The sequence below is a fragment of the Pseudoalteromonas sp. SWXJ133 genome (assembly GCF_015864365.1).
In the GTDB taxonomy this organism is placed as follows: domain Bacteria; phylum Pseudomonadota; class Gammaproteobacteria; order Enterobacterales; family Alteromonadaceae; genus Pseudoalteromonas; species Pseudoalteromonas arctica.
The window spans coordinates 195,526-210,260 of record NZ_JADYXJ010000003.1; the positions used below are offsets into that span (position 1 = coordinate 195,526).

Here is a 14,735-nt window from a genome sequence, read left to right on the forward strand (position 1 = left end):
ATTACTCTCCTTCAGCTTGCGTATTTATTTCACCTAGGCGTTCGCGCTGGTATGATCCATCTTGCACGTTTTTACACCATTTTTGGTTATCTAAATACCATTGAATTGTTTTTTGAAGCCCTGTTTCAAAGGTTTCAAGTGGTTTCCAGTTAAGATCATCACTCATTTTTGATGCATCAATTGCATAACGGCGGTCATGCCCTGGACGATCTGCTACATAGGTAATTTGCTCAGCATATTTTATTTTTTTAGGGACTAATGTATCTAAAATACTGCAAATAGTTTGTACTACCTCAATATTTTCTTTTTCATTATGGCCGCCAATATTGTACGTTTCGCCTACAACACCTTCACTAACTACTTTGTATAACGCACGAGCATGATCTTCTACATAAAGCCAGTCACGAATTTGATCACCTTTACCATAAATTGGTAGGTCTTTACCTTCAAGGGCATTAAGTATTACCAATGGAATTAATTTTTCAGGAAAATGGTACGGACCATAATTATTAGAGCAATTGGTAATAATAGTCGGAAAGCCATAAGTTCGTAACCAAGCACGTACTAAATGGTCGCTCGATGCTTTACTGGCAGAATATGGGCTACTGGGTGCATACGCTGTTTGCTCTGTAAATAAAGGCAATTTATCCTGCGCATTATTTTTTTGCTCATCTGGGTGTGGTAAATCACCATACACTTCATCGGTAGATATATGGTGAAACCGAAATACTTTTTTAGCGGTATCGGCTAAGGTATTCCAATATTCACGAGCGGCTTCTAATAAATTATAGGTGCCTACAATATTTGTTTGAATAAATTCCGCAGGCCCTGTTATAGAACGGTCAACATGGCTTTCTGCTGCCAAATGCATTACAGCATCTGGCTTATGCGTTGCAAGCACTCGATCAAGATCAACACGGTTACATATATCAACTTGCTCAAAAGTATAACGCTTGTTATTACTGACTAAGTTAAGTGATTCTAAATTACCTGCATATGTAAGTTTATCAAGGTTAATAACTTCATCTTGGGTGTTATTTATAATATGGCGAATAACAGCAGAGCCAATGAACCCTGCACCACCAGTAACTAAAATTTTCATACAACCTGCTTTCAATACTTTAAAATTTAACGACCCATTCCAAATATTACCGTTTTAACTGTTAATAATAATATTCTAATATCTAACATAGTTGAATGATGCTTTATATAATAAACGTCATACTTATGCTTCCAAATTGCGTCTTCAACCGATGCACCATAAGGGTAGCTCACTTGTGCTAAACCAGTTACACCCGGTTTAACCGCATGCCTAAAACGGTAATACGGTATTTCCTTTTCTAAATCTTTTATAAATACTTCGCGCTCAGGTCTTGGTCCAACGATAGACATAGTTCCCTGTAACACGTTAATTAATTGCGGTATTTCATCTATGCGTGTTTTACGCATAAATTTACCGACTTTTGTTACTCGTGCATCGTTTTTTGAAGCCCATTGCGCACCGTCTTTTTCTGCATCACTACACATAGATCTAAACTTATACACTTTAAATTCTTTATTATATTGCCCGGTTCGCTTTTGCTTATATAAAATAGGTCCACGACTTTCTAATTTTATAAATAAAGCAGCTATTAGTGATAGCGGTAAGGTTGCAACTAAAAGAAAAATAGCGCTAGCTACATCCGTAACTCTCTTGACTGCTTGAGTGCGTTTATTTGACAAAATAGAAAATGCTTTTTGATGTAAAAAGTAACTACTATGCAATAATCGTATTTCGGTATATTTCAACCTGTCGTCTAAATAACTTACTAATGGCTCTACCCATGCACCACTTTCAGTGGCACTCACTAAAAAATTTCGTTGCTTTTTTGTTAGGTGCGCACTTTTATAATGGCATATTACTTTTTTTGTAAAATCCGTTATTGAGTAATCATTGATTACTAAATTAAATGAATGCCCATCAATTATTTCTGTAATATTAGTAACACATTCGTCAGGGCAAAACACATAGATTATACCTTGCTTCAATGCTTCTTTTTTCGATTTAAAATTTTCTATTAACAATGGAATTTCCAACTAATCTTTATTAATAAATTCATTTCTGAATGAAGTTATTTTAGCGAGCATTATTTATATAACTACCAACAATGCTTTATTTAATAATTATCTTTTCGAATAAAATGTTTTATCAATATAATCATAACTGACAATACCACACCTAATAAAACACCCAATATACAAATTAGAGTTCGTTTTGGCTTGAATTTTTGTTCAGGAACAATTGCTGGATCTATTATTTTAAATGCGTATTCGTCGCGTACATTAGCAAACATAATAGTTTTTGTTTGTTCTTCTACCAATTTGTATAGCACAGTACGAATATCGGCTATGTTAGTTTGCTCTAATTGCTTGGTTAAAAATTCGGTACTTTTATTGGCCTCTGCTACATCACGGGTTTTCATTACTTGATTTATGTCTTCTACTAACCAAGTAACCCATTGCTGCGCAATAGCAGGGGATTCATGTTCAACTGACAACCTTATCATTCCGCTCTCTTTATCAGTGTCAGTATCTACTAAGATTAGTTTATTAAACTCTTTAAAGGCTTCTTGCATTGAAGGTTTAGACTTTTTAGGTGGTTCAATTTTACGTACCCAAGCATTTGTTTTTTCATTATATATTTCAGGATCATACTTTACTGTATTTGTTGTTAAATCCCACGACTCAACAGCCATTAAATCAGGTAATATATTGTATTTTTGTATAAAATCATTGGTAAATTGACGTGACTTTAATACCTCTAACGCTAACTGTGTTTTGTTGGTTGCCCCCCCCCCCAAATCGACGCCAGCAAAACCAGCAAGCCCACCAAACTGGCCTGCTAATGCACCCAAGCCACCATTTTGCTGCTCTTCAGCTGGGGCTAGTAAAGCCTCCGATTTATAAATATTAGGCTCATTAATGGCGTAAAAAACTGAGGCGACAGCAAATAAAGTAGTGACCGCGATAACAATCCATCTACCTTGCCAAATAGCAGTAAATAATTCTCGTAAATCAATTTCTTCGTCAGCGACTGTTCGTTCACTTGTTTGTTTTGGGTTGTTTAAATTATTTTCCATGTAAATCTCAGTTCATTCTGCGCGGTGTAAAGCCGTGCTTACTTAATTTTTTAATGCAAGCGCGATGTAAAATCCCGCCTACGAACAAGCGCGATATGAAATCCCGCATACGAATAAGCGCGGCGTAAAGCCCCGCCTACCTTAAATATGTGCGCGATGTAAAATCCCGCCTACGAACAAGCGCAGCGTAAAGCCCCGCCTACCTTAAATATGTGCGCGATGTGAAATCCCGCCTGCGAATAAGCGCGGCGTAAAGCCCCGCCTACCTTAAATATGCACGCGATGTAAAATCCCGCCTACGAATAAGCGCGGCGTAAAGCCCCGCCTACCTTAAATATGTGCGCGATGTAAAATCCCGCCTACGAACAAGCGCGATGTAGAGCCCCGCCTACCTTAAGTACGTGCGCGATGTAAAATCCCGCCTACGAACAAGCGCGGCGTAAAGCCCCGCCTACAAATAAATGCCCGGGAAAAAACGCGCATAGTTATTAAATACCGCTTATTGCTGCTACTGCCACACCTAGTTGATAGAGTATCTGTGTAGCTGTGCTCCAAAGCGTTAACTTGTCCATATGGCCAGCGTCCATTGGTATAACTATTGTATCGCCTGGTTCTAACTGCTCAGAACTATTAGCTGCAAACCAGCCACCGGTATTTGGTATTTTTACCGAGCCATTTGCTTTTATAATGTAAATACGATCTTCGTCAGCGCGCTCTTTTAAGCCACCACTTAAGTTAATGTATTCGTCAACGCTTACACCTTGCCTATACAAATGTGAGGTAGAGTAGTTAACCTCACCTATTACGCTCACCGAATCGCGTTTACTTGGCACGTAAAGTGTATCGCCATCTTGCAGTACTAAGTTTTGTTGGTTGTTTACAATTAAAGGCAAATCAATTACTAAGCGCCCTACTGCCTCTACGCTGGCTAAGTCATTAAGTAATTTGTTCATTTCTTCATACGAGAGTGTATTACTACTTACTGAACTTTGAAAACTTTTTGAAGCTATATCACGGCGTAATTCAGTAGATAATCGCGCTAGTTGTTTTTGCTCTTGTTCTTTTATTGACGTGCGAGTAAATACGGCCGCTTTTTGCTCTGCAAAGGTTGAAAAACCACCTGCTCGCTCTAGCAACTCAGTAAGCGTTTCGCCACGGCGTATTGTGTAAATACCCGGGAATTTTAGCTCGCCTTTTAATTCTACTTTTACGTTTTCTTGCCAGTTTGGAATAGCAAATACGTTAATGCTATCTTTACTTTGCAATGTAATATTACTTTGCAGGTCGCCTTGCATTGCACTTTCAAGGTCGAGCCTTAAGTGCTCTATTTTAGAGGCATCACTTGCTACAATGCGCGTTATTTCAGCTTGCTTAACATAAGCAGACTCAAGTAATCCACCTGCCGCTGTTATTAAATCTCGTACTTCGCCACCAATCATTAATGGATAAACACCTGGAAAGGTTACATTGCCATTAATTTCTACTAGTTGCATAGCTTGCTGTACTGACGCTTGCTGCTTAAACTTAGCTATTATTGGTGCCAATAAGTTGTGGCGACTAAATAATGCATAGTCTTCAAGCTCAAGCTCTTGGTCTTCTTCTTCTTTAGCTTTGCGTTTAGAAATTTCAGCAATGGTTAGTATTTTATTGTCTTCAAGAACAAGCTCTTCGTCTTCTTGATTTATCCCGATATATTTTTCGAATTCTTTTTGCTCAAATTTGTGCCATTGCTCTGCTTTTTGCTGTTGCTCTTGCTGCTCTTGGCTCAGTGCCATATTAGCTAAAGCCGATTGCTCTGCTTCTTTTTCTTCAAATCGGCTAAATACAACGATTTTGTCATTTGCTTTAAGCTGTAAATTATTTTCAGGATTTTTAATAATAGCTTGAGCCACATCAAATTGATGCGCTTCTATATCGCCATTTATATTAATTTCGCGAATAACGAGCCCGTAGCTTAAATCTGCTTGAGGTAGTAAATCGCCACGTACTGATTTAAGTACGTCTGAAATACGCTTTCCTTGATGCCACTGATAGTTACCAGGGCGGGCTACCGCACCAATTAAACTAATCGTATTTTGATATTGAGAGCTAACTGAATTAAAACGAATACGATCGCCATCTTGCGGGATATAGTTAATTTGTGATTTTGAGAAATCTACCGACAGCACTTCTTTACGATCGAAATTAAAACGCTCTACAACTACATTTTTTGCATATGCATTAGGTTTAAGGCCACCTGCCATCATTAATAATTGTTTAGCCGACTCACCTTTTTTAAGTTCGAATATAGCAGGGCGCTTTACAGCGCCCTCAACAGTTACTTGTGCACCAACAGATGGCACAAACACCACATCGCCCGGTTTTAAAACTATGTCGTTACTGCTATCGCCTTTAATTAGTAAGTCATACAAATCAAAGTTAGCAACCACATTGCCGGCGCGTTTAACTTGAATATTACGTAACGATGCAATATCCGACACACCACCACTTACAAATAATGCATGCGATACCGTTGTTAACGAAGAAACACTATAGCTACCTGGTTTATAAGCTTCACCTAGTACTAAAATACGCATACTACGAAGCTGACCAAGCGACACAAAGGCTTTTACACCTATCACTTCTTGTTCTACTTTTACTTTTATTAATTCTTTAATTTCGGCAAAGGTTAGCCCTGCAACTTCTACTGGGCTCAAGTCTGGAATATTTAAGCGCCCTTCGCGGTCAACAATCACCTCAAAACTATCGCTTTCTTTTCCGTAGAGATTAATTTTTAATTGGTCCCCCGATCCTACTATATATGTGTCGGGCACTGCGGCATTTTCACTGGGCATAAATGAGGTTGGTTCACCTGCAAACAGCTCGTAACCATATGGTTTTAGTTCATCTGTTTTAGGTTTAAATCGCTCTTCGTCGGTTAGCTTTTTTTCTTCTTTTTCAGAGCGTTCACCAATAGTTGGTTGCTGCTGGGCACCATCTTGAGTATTAGGTTGGTTGGTACCAGTAATTGTAGATACATCTACACCGTACTGCTTTGCTAGGGCTTCTTGTTGAGCTTTTGGCAGTTTTTTAAATTGCTCAATTTGAGAGGCGGTTGGCGTAAAAGCCAAAGTGCTTAAACTACAAAGCAATACAAAAGCACTAAAAAAATATGTTAAAACTTTCACAAGTAGGTATATCCCTAGATCTACAACCAAAATCGGTCGTCATAATACATTAGTTTTGCACAAATAAAAAAGGGACTTTCGCCCCTTTTTTCATTTTAATGTCATTTAAATTCGTTAGTGTAGTTAAAAACTATAAACTAGCGTTAATGACGTTTCTGTATCTGTGCTTTCTTCATCATCTGCAACATCTGAGTTGTTAATAATATTAAAAGCAACTTTCATTTGTAACGAGCCATTTATTTTAGCAAGTAATGCAGTTTCTGAGCGCGTTTTAGTGTTTGATTCACCATATTCAACAGCAACTAATTGGGTAAAACGTGCACTTTCTGAAATTTGCCAATTGTAGTCAAGTTTACCTAAAGCAATTACTTCACTTTCTCTTTCGCCAGCAAGTAAATTACCATTGTCGTCTTCTTGAGTACTCTCGTCTGAGTATTCAAAAAACTTGTAACCAGGACCAACTTCAGCATTTAACCACATAGTTTTTTCGCTTAGTAAACGCAAACCATAACCAGCTGATATTACAGATTCAGTTCTATATGCACCAAAATAATCTGATACGTGTGAACCATAAATAAATAAATGAGAATGCTTTTCATTTAGCTTGTAGTTGCCTTGCGCAGAAGCTGAGTACTTTTCATTGGTGCGCTGCTTGTTTTTGTCGCCATCAGCATCTTCAACTTCATCTTCTTTGTAAATACCATCAATTTTATACTCGTTATTCCAGCTATCTAAGTTGTGTAATACCTTAAGACCACCTTTTAAAGTAGTTGTTTCGGTATTACCACTAGTTACAATTGCACCTAGCTCACTGGTAACTTCCCACGTTTTTTGCTCTGCATTTTCTTCAGCGAATGCGTTAGTTGCAGCAGAAGCCGCAACTAAAATTGATAAAAGCTTTAATTTCATTAAAAATAACCTATCTAAATGCTAATAATTAGTCTTGCTTGTGTAAATGAACGTCCATTTGTGGAAATGGGATTGTAATATTTGCATCATCTAATGCAATTTTAATATTTTCCATTAATGACCAGTATGTAGGCCAGTAATCAGCAGAGTTAACCCAAGGGCGAACAATAAAGTTAACACTTGAATCGCCTAACTCATTTACAGCCACTGTATACGCGGGATCTTTAAGTAAACGAGTTTCTGCATCTAACACCGATTTTAATACTTCTTTTGCTTGACGTAAATCAGCATCGTAGCCAACACCAATAACTAAATCGATACGACGAGTAGATTCTCGAGAAAAATTAGTAATAGCACCCGACATTATTTGAGAGTTTGGCACAATAATTACTTTGTTGTCTGGAGTGCGTAGTTCAGTTGAAAATATTTCGATTTTCTTAACAGTACCCATTTTATTACCAGCTTCAACAAAATCGCCAGATTTAAATGGACGAAGTAAAATAATAAGTACGCCAGATGCAAAGTTAGATAACGATCCCTGCAACGCTAAACCAACAGCTAAGCCTGCAGCACCTAAAATAGCAATAAATGACGTTGTTTCAATACCAATTTGTGAAAGTGCCATTAAAATAGTGACTGCAAATACAAGAGTAAATACAATGCTTGCGACAAAAGATCCTACTGCTTTATCTACTTTCTTTTTAGCAAAACCTTTTTCGGTTAAGTTAGAACAAAACTTAGCAACACGACTACCAATTAAAAAGATAACAAGCGCAACAACAGCTTGAATACCGTAGTGTAAAATTAGGCCTGAGTTATCATTAAGCCAATTAAGTACTGAATCCATATTTACTCCAAATGTTTTTTATTAAGCGTTTTCCGATCATTATTATACATTAATTTACAATTTATTCTCATCGAATAATGAATTAATACTACAAACAGAAGATAAATTTAGTTTTTTAGGTGTATTTATGCAATTAAATAAACTGATAAAATTTAGCTGCTTGATGTTTATTTAATTAATTTAAATTTTTTTCACTTTTGGGCTTCACAAAATTTATTATTTTATGTATTATGCGCGCCACACCAAACAAGGTGTGTGTAGTGGCGGTTGTAGCTCAGTTGGTAGAGCCCCGGATTGTGATTCCGGTTGTCGCGGGTTCAAGCCCCGTCAATCGCCCCACTTTTTCTCTTCTTGATTTTATTACCTTCTAAAAAAATTAAAACCCCTTAAATATGTTCGAAATTTTTAATACACTATTTAATCAATATTAAACAATTATTTAATATTCTTACTCTCTATTTAAGCACTCATTTTAATTACCCAGCTCACCTATCTAAACAATTAAAATACCTAAGACTATTTAAGTTTAATACATTACATTGCTAGTGTACTTTTTAAGTTAAAGCACTAAATACATTTACTATATACACCCGCCAAAAACACTCTAAACTTGAGTGCCCACAAGATAAATCCTTTATAAACATAAATACTCAATATAAGAGAGGGATTTTATACCTGCTGTTAGCTTGTGTAACTAATAAATTAAAAACACAACACAATTAAAAGCCCAATCATGGGTACCCACAAGATTAAATCTATATAATAAAATTAGAAATCACCTCCATGATAAGAGCTGCGCGAGGCAAACTCCCGCCTACAAGGCGGTGTTATAGTTGTAGGCGGGGCTTTATGCCGCGCTTTTATGTTTGAGCTTATGTTTGAGCTTATGTTTGAGCTTATGTTTGAGCTTATGTTTTATTTGCGCGAGGAAATGCGATAAGAGCTGCGCGAGGTAAACTCCCGCCTACAGGGGCGGTGTTATATTTGTAGGCGGGGCTTTATGCCGCGCTTTTATGTTTGAGATGTTTTATTTGCACGAGGTGAACTCCCGCCTATGCACCGCGCTTATTATTTAATATAAATACAATCCCAATGAGGGTATGAGCCAACGTTTTTAACTAATCCAGCTCTTAGAGGATTAGCAACTATATAACGGGCACAATTAACAAGGTCACTTTCATCTCGTATCATATGATCGTAATAATCAGGTTGCCAAAGTTTATTAATTTGGGAATGCGCCCTTGCTAATTTTGAACACCTTCCTTTAAAAGCCCTTATTACGCTACTTAGTGTTGAATGTGTTTTTAATTGAAAAAGCCAATGAATATGATCTGGCATAAAAATAAATACGATACTTTTACACGCCTCCTCTTCTTCTAACCTTCTCATTTCGTTAATTAACAAACGATTTAAACTTAAGTCATTAAAAAGGCTTCGCCTTGAATTAGCGACTAAAGTAATGCAGTAATAGTGGTTAGCGATAGAAACGCGCCCTTTTCTTAGGAAATGTGATTTTTTCATTGTATATAAGCCTTAGTTTATAAATAAACATAGCAGCTAAATAACAGTTTTCACGAGTAGATTAAATTTTCGCGAGGTAAACTCAACTATAATAACTGCGCGAGATAAACTCCACGATAAGAGCTGCGCGAGGTGGACTCCCGCCTACAAGGCGGTGTTATAGCTGTAGGCGGGGCTTTATGCCGCGCTTTTATGTTTGAGATTATGTTTTATCTGCGCGAGGTGGACTCAACGATAAAACCTGCGCGAGGTAAACTCCCGCCTACGAGGCGGAGTTATATTTGTAGGCGGGGCTTTATGCCGCGCTTTTATGTTTGAGCTGTTTTATTTGCGCGAGGTAAACTCCCGCCTACAAGGCGGTGTTAAATTTGTAGGCGGGGCTTTATGCCGCGCTTTTGTGTTTGAGATGTTTTATTTGCACGAGGTGAACTCTTGCATGTAATTTATTATAAAAAATGCCACCTTAAATAAGGTGGCATTTACACACGGGGTTATTTCTACTTATAGAAATCCTTTTACTTTTTATTTGTTTTTTTATGTTGTTTTATTAACAAAAAATATGTTCCCAAAGGTAGCATTTAGCGCTTTGGGTAGCAACAGTAAAAGGTAAAGTTCATATATCTGCCATATTAATGTCATAAAAAAGCGCGAAGTAAATTCGCGCTCATATACTTAACTGCCGTTATATTTTAATACACACGTATTTTTCTTCTAGGTACTCATCAAGTCCTTGATGCCCGCCTTCGCGGCCCAAACCAGATTGTTTAACGCCACCAAAAGGTGCTACTGGGTTTGATATAACACCTTCGTTTACACCTACCATACCAAATTCAAGCCCTTCACTAATTCGGTAAATTTGCTTAATATTTTGGCTGTAAAAGTAGGCTGCTAGACCAAATGGTACATCGTTAGCAAGTGCAAGCACTTCACTTTCTTCATCAAAAGGAATAACCGTTAATACTGGACCAAATACTTCTTCGTGGTAAATATCCATCTCTGTCGTTACGTTGTTTACTATTAATGGGTTTTGAAAGCTGCCACCTAAGTCACTATTATCGCCAATCAACGTAGCACCTTTATCGAGTGCGTCTTGTACTAACTGTTGTACTTTCTCTTTGGCTTTTGGGTAAATAAGCGGACCAATATCAACATCGTCTTCAAAACCATTTGCCACTTTTAACGCTGCAACCTTAGGCGTGATTTTTGACAGTACTTTGTCGAGAATATTACGCTGTATAAAGATACGGTTTGCAGCAACACATGCCTGCCCACTATTTCTAAATTTAGCCGCCATTAGCCCTTCAACAGCTTCATCTAAATCTGCATTATCAAAAATGATAAAAGGCGCATTGCCGCCAAGCTCCATCGAGGTACGTTTAATTGTGCCTGCACATTGCGATAGTAACTGCTTACCTACACCGGTAGAGCCGGTAAATGTAAACTTACGCACGATTTCTGAGTCAGTCAGCATTTTACCTACTGTTTTGGCATCTTGTGAAACCAGTACATTAAATGCACCTTTAACAAAACCAGCTTGATCGGCCAAATAAGCAAGTGCGATAGCACATAGTGGCGTATGTTCAGAAGGTTTAAGTATAAAGCTACAGCCCGCAGCGTAAGCTGGAGCTACTTTACGAGTAACCATAGCAACAGGGAAGTTCCACGGCGTAATACCAGCTACAACACCTACAGGCTGCTTAAAGCTAGTTAAACGATGCGAGTTGTCTGTTGGTGGAATTACATCGCCGTAACTACGTTTGGCTTCTTCTGCAAACCATTTGATAAAACCTGCACCGTAGTTAATTTCGCCAAGCGATTCTTTGAGCGGCTTGCCTTGCTCTTTGGTCATTAACTCTGCAAGTGTTTGTTTGTGTTTTATAACTAGCTCATACCAGCGCATCAACGTTTCGCTTCGCTCGGTGGCATTCGTTGATTTTAACTTAGTAAAAGCCCCTTGAGCTGCGCTTATTGCGCTATTTACACCCTGCTCGTCAATATCGCTTACTTCAACAATACTTTTTTCGGTAGCGGGATCGTTAACGCTAAAGCGCGTATCCGTTTTATAAAATTCGCCGTTAATAAATGAGTCAGAAAAAATAAGATTACTCAAAATAAACCTCCAAAATAGATTTTAGGGATTGGGTTGAACTCGTAGCAGCGGGTTTACCCCGCGTTTATATAATCTGAAAAATACGTGATCATTTTGATGTTCAAGTTTGAGATTAGAAAAAATTAACTTAAAACGTTTGAGATTTAAAAACGCGACATAAAGTCGCTGCTACGTGTTTATAAATGCTTTTTTGAAACAAAAAAGCCGCTGTATTAAACAGCGGCTTTTAAAAATACATCGTTAAAAACTAGTGCTCTTCATTAACGATATTGAGATTGTACTTAGGTATTTCAACCACTAGGTCTTCATCTCTTATAATTGCTTGGCAACCAAGGCGTGACTCTGGCTCTAAACCCCATGCTTTATCTAGCATGTCATCTTCTAGCTCATCACTCTCTTGTAGTGAATCAAATCCTTCACGAATCACTAAATGACACGTAGTACATGCACACGACTTTTCGCAGGCATGTGCAATACTAATGCCATTTTTAAGTGCAGCGTCGAGTACTGTTTGGCCTGCAGGGGCTTCAATTGCAGCGCCGTCAGGACATAATTCAGGATGTGGAAGAAAAACAATTTGTGGCATTCTAATCTCTCTTAAATGTTGTCTACTGACTGCCCTGTAAGGGCCTTTTTAATTGATGCATCCATTCTACGCGATGCAAAGTCGCTACTCGCATTATCGACTTTTTCGATAGCTGCTTTAATTTCGCCAGGCTCTTGTGCATTTTCGCGCACTTTTACCAGTTCTGCAATTTCAGTGCGTAAGTTAGCTAGTTGCATATCGTCAAGCAATGCAGCATCGGCTGCAAGTGATGCATTAAGCGCTTCTATTACACGCAGTGCTTCTACTTGTTGCTCTTTAAGCATACGTGCTTGCATGTCGCCTTTCGCGTTGCTCATTGACTCTTTTAGCATGTTAGCTACTTGGTCATCAGATAAACCAAACGAAGGCTTCACTTGAATCTCAGCTTGTACACCTGTAGATTTTTCCATGGCTGAAACACTTAATAGGCCATCAGCATCAACTTTAAAGGTTACACGAATATGCGCAGCACCTGCCGCCATTGGTGGAATACCTTTTAAGCTAAACTTAGCAAGCGATCGACAATCATCAACAAGCTCACGCTCACCTTGCAGCACATGTAATGACATAGCTGTTTGGCCGTCTTTAAACGTCGTAAATTCTTGCGCGCGTGCTACCGGAATTGTTGTATTACGCGGAATGATTTTTTCAACCAAACCACCCATAGTTTCAAGGCCTAGCGATAACGGTAATACATCAAGCAATAGCATGTCAGAATCGGGCTTATTGCCAATTAACACGTCGGCTTGAAGCGCAGCACCTAGGGCTACAACACGATCAGGGTCGATTGAAGTTAGCGGCTCTTTATCAAAAAAGCTTTGTACTTGGCTACGTACCAGTGGCATACGGGTTGAACCGCCTACCATAATAACTTGCAGTACTTCGTCGTTTTCTATGCCAGCATCTTTTACAGCACGACGACACGAACGCAGTGTTTTTTTAACGAGAGGCATAGCCATTTCATCAAACGTTTCGCGTGTTACTTCTACTGTGTATTTTTGATCGTCAAACTCAAGACCCACGTTTACTTTAGCGTATTGGCTTAATGCTTCTTTACACGCTTTTGCTTTATTGATGAATAAACGTAAAACTGAAGGTGACAACGCTGACACACCAGTTTGCTGCTTAAAGTAATCAACAAGTAGTGAGTCAAAGTCATCACCACCGAGACTTGAGTCGCCGCCAGTTGCCATAACTTCAAACACACCTTGGTGTAATCTAAGTACTGATATATCAAATGTACCACCGCCTAAATCGTAAACAGCGATAATACCTTCTTGGCCAGAATCTAAACCATAAGCAACGGCTGCTGCTGTTGGCTCATTTAATAAACGTAGTACGTTAATACCAGCAAGCTCTGCGGCATCTTTAGTACTTTGGCGCTGTGCGTCATCAAAGTACGCAGGTACTGTAATTACAGCCCCTAAAATTTCTTGGTTGCCAAAACTTTGCTCAGCTCGTGCTTTTAATGCAGCTAAAATATGGCTTGATGCTTTAATTGGACTGATTTTACCTGCCGCAGTTTCTATTGCTAGCGCACCATTGTGCTCACAAAATTCATACGGTAGTTGGCCATAACTTTGCTCTATTTCAGCCTGAGTTTTACCTAAAAAACGCTTAACCGAAATAAGTGTATTAGCAGGGTCTTGCGTTGCGGCTTGTGCAGCCTCTGCGCCAACAGTAATACCGCCTGCTTGATAACGAACAACCGACGGTAACATAGCCGCGCCAAGATCATCAGTTAACGTGCGGGCTTCGCCACTTTGTACTGTTGCAACTAATGAGTTAGTTGTACCAAGATCAATACCAATAGCTAGTTTATGTTCGTGTGGTGCCGCGCTCTGCCCCGGCTCAGCAATTTGCAATAATGCCATAATGCTCTTTAAACTCGTGTTGCTCGCTTTGCAGCAAGTAATTAATCGTCAAATAAACTGTCTTCAATACGCTCTAGTTCGTCACGTAACTTATAAACAAACTTCAGTTTACGAATATTATCTGCGGCAAGTTGATATTGCTGCTCATCGTTACTTGCTAGTTGTTCGGCAAGTTGTGCACTGTACTGCGTGTTTAGTTGCTTAATTTGTTTTTCAAAATTTGCAATGGCGGTATCAGGATCGCGCGACGATGTTAGCTCTTCAAGCTCTTCGCGAAGTTCCATTTGCTGCATTAAAAACATTGGATCTTGCAAGGTTTGCTGCTCTGCACGAATATCAACGCCTAGCTCGCTCAGCATATATTCAGCACGTTTTACTGGGTGCTTTAATATTTGTAGCGCATCGTTAATTTCGGCGGCGCTTTGCACAGCCATTAACTTATCGCGACTGCTCGCATTGGCGTGGCGATCGGGATGCACAGTACGTTGTAATTCCAAGTAGTGCTTATTAACTGTTACTAAATCAATATTGTAGTCAACTGGTATTGCAAATAACTCAAAATAGCGCATAACTTCAACCAATAAAATTCAGAAATTAATTTC

At 38.7% G+C, this 14,735-nt stretch carries 11 protein-coding genes and 1 tRNA gene; 1 reads left to right on the top strand and 11 read right to left on the bottom strand.

Features of this window, described 5'->3' with window-relative positions; translation table 11 throughout:
• Position 1 precedes the first annotated feature (1 nt).
• From rfbB to I6F40_RS03860, 6 genes are all read right to left on the bottom strand, one after another.
• On the bottom strand, positions 2 to 1,102 hold the full coding sequence (gene rfbB / locus I6F40_RS03835) for a dTDP-glucose 4,6-dehydratase (protein ID WP_197192514.1): 1,101 nt from the start codon (positions 1,100 to 1,102) through the stop codon (positions 2 to 4).
• 26 nt (positions 1,103 to 1,128) lie between these two features.
• Entirely contained in the window at positions 1,129 to 2,064 is a 936-nt protein-coding gene (locus I6F40_RS03840; RefSeq protein ID WP_197192515.1) for a sugar transferase, read from the bottom strand.
• A gap of 92 nt (positions 2,065 to 2,156) precedes the next feature.
• The gene (locus I6F40_RS03845) at positions 2,157 to 3,119 is read right to left on the bottom strand and encodes a Wzz/FepE/Etk N-terminal domain-containing protein (RefSeq protein WP_197192516.1); all 963 of its coding nucleotides are present in this window, start codon (positions 3,117 to 3,119) and stop codon (positions 2,157 to 2,159) included.
• Between the two features lie 488 nt (positions 3,120 to 3,607).
• The gene (locus I6F40_RS03850; protein WP_197192517.1) at positions 3,608 to 6,286 is read right to left on the bottom strand and encodes an SLBB domain-containing protein; all 2,679 of its coding nucleotides are present in this window, start codon (positions 6,284 to 6,286) and stop codon (positions 3,608 to 3,610) included.
• A gap of 123 nt (positions 6,287 to 6,409) precedes the next feature.
• A complete protein-coding gene (locus I6F40_RS03855) occupies positions 6,410 to 7,195 on the bottom strand; it encodes a DUF481 domain-containing protein (RefSeq protein ID WP_197192518.1) in 786 nt (261 codons plus the stop codon).
• A gap of 28 nt (positions 7,196 to 7,223) precedes the next feature.
• Positions 7,224 to 8,042 (bottom strand): mechanosensitive ion channel family protein, encoded by an 819-nt coding sequence (locus I6F40_RS03860; protein ID WP_166378398.1) that lies wholly within the window; start codon positions 8,040 to 8,042, stop codon positions 7,224 to 7,226.
• 263 nt (positions 8,043 to 8,305) lie between these two features.
• Here I6F40_RS03860 and I6F40_RS03865 point away from each other — a divergent pair.
• Positions 8,306 to 8,381 (top strand) — tRNA-His (locus I6F40_RS03865).
• 729 nt (positions 8,382 to 9,110) lie between these two features.
• Here the strand turns inward: I6F40_RS03865 and I6F40_RS03870 are convergent.
• From I6F40_RS03870 to hscB, 5 genes are all read right to left on the bottom strand, one after another.
• Positions 9,111 to 9,563, bottom strand: a complete 453-nt coding sequence (locus I6F40_RS03870) for an REP-associated tyrosine transposase (RefSeq protein ID WP_197192519.1) — start codon at positions 9,561 to 9,563, stop codon at positions 9,111 to 9,113.
• Positions 9,564 to 10,245: 682 nt separating this feature from the next.
• Positions 10,246 to 11,673: an NAD-dependent succinate-semialdehyde dehydrogenase gene (locus tag I6F40_RS03875; RefSeq protein ID WP_197192520.1), complete on the bottom strand. Its 1,428-nt coding sequence runs from the start codon at positions 11,671 to 11,673 to the stop codon at positions 10,246 to 10,248.
• Between the two features lie 247 nt (positions 11,674 to 11,920).
• Positions 11,921 to 12,259: an ISC system 2Fe-2S type ferredoxin gene (gene fdx / locus I6F40_RS03880; RefSeq protein ID WP_165735300.1), complete on the bottom strand. Its 339-nt coding sequence runs from the start codon at positions 12,257 to 12,259 to the stop codon at positions 11,921 to 11,923.
• A gap of 11 nt (positions 12,260 to 12,270) precedes the next feature.
• Positions 12,271 to 14,133 carry a Fe-S protein assembly chaperone HscA gene (hscA, locus tag I6F40_RS03885; RefSeq protein WP_197192521.1) on the bottom strand — a complete coding sequence of 621 codons (1,863 nt, stop codon included), beginning with the start codon at positions 14,131 to 14,133 and terminating at the stop codon, positions 12,271 to 12,273.
• Between the two features lie 41 nt (positions 14,134 to 14,174).
• A complete protein-coding gene (hscB, locus tag I6F40_RS03890) occupies positions 14,175 to 14,702 on the bottom strand; it encodes a co-chaperone HscB (RefSeq protein WP_197192522.1) in 528 nt (175 codons plus the stop codon).
• Between the last annotated feature and the right edge of the window lie 33 nt (positions 14,703 to 14,735).

Coding starts and splice junctions, on each gene's coding strand:
- hscA (WP_197192521.1), bottom strand. CDS start 14,133: ATGGCATTATTGCAAATTGCTGAGCCGGGGCAGAGCGCGGCACCACAC.
- hscB (WP_197192522.1), bottom strand. CDS start 14,702: ATGCGCTATTTTGAGTTATTTGCAATACCAGTTGACTACAATATTGAT.
- I6F40_RS03870 (WP_197192519.1), bottom strand. CDS start 9,563: ATGAAAAAATCACATTTCCTAAGAAAAGGGCGCGTTTCTATCGCTAAC.
- I6F40_RS03845 (WP_197192516.1), bottom strand. CDS start 3,119: ATGGAAAATAATTTAAACAACCCAAAACAAACAAGTGAACGAACAGTC.
- rfbB (WP_197192514.1), bottom strand. CDS start 1,102: ATGAAAATTTTAGTTACTGGTGGTGCAGGGTTCATTGGCTCTGCTGTT.
- I6F40_RS03860 (WP_166378398.1), bottom strand. CDS start 8,042: ATGGATTCAGTACTTAATTGGCTTAATGATAACTCAGGCCTAATTTTA.
- I6F40_RS03855 (WP_197192518.1), bottom strand. CDS start 7,195: ATGAAATTAAAGCTTTTATCAATTTTAGTTGCGGCTTCTGCTGCAACT.
- fdx (WP_165735300.1), bottom strand. CDS start 12,259: ATGCCACAAATTGTTTTTCTTCCACATCCTGAATTATGTCCTGACGGC.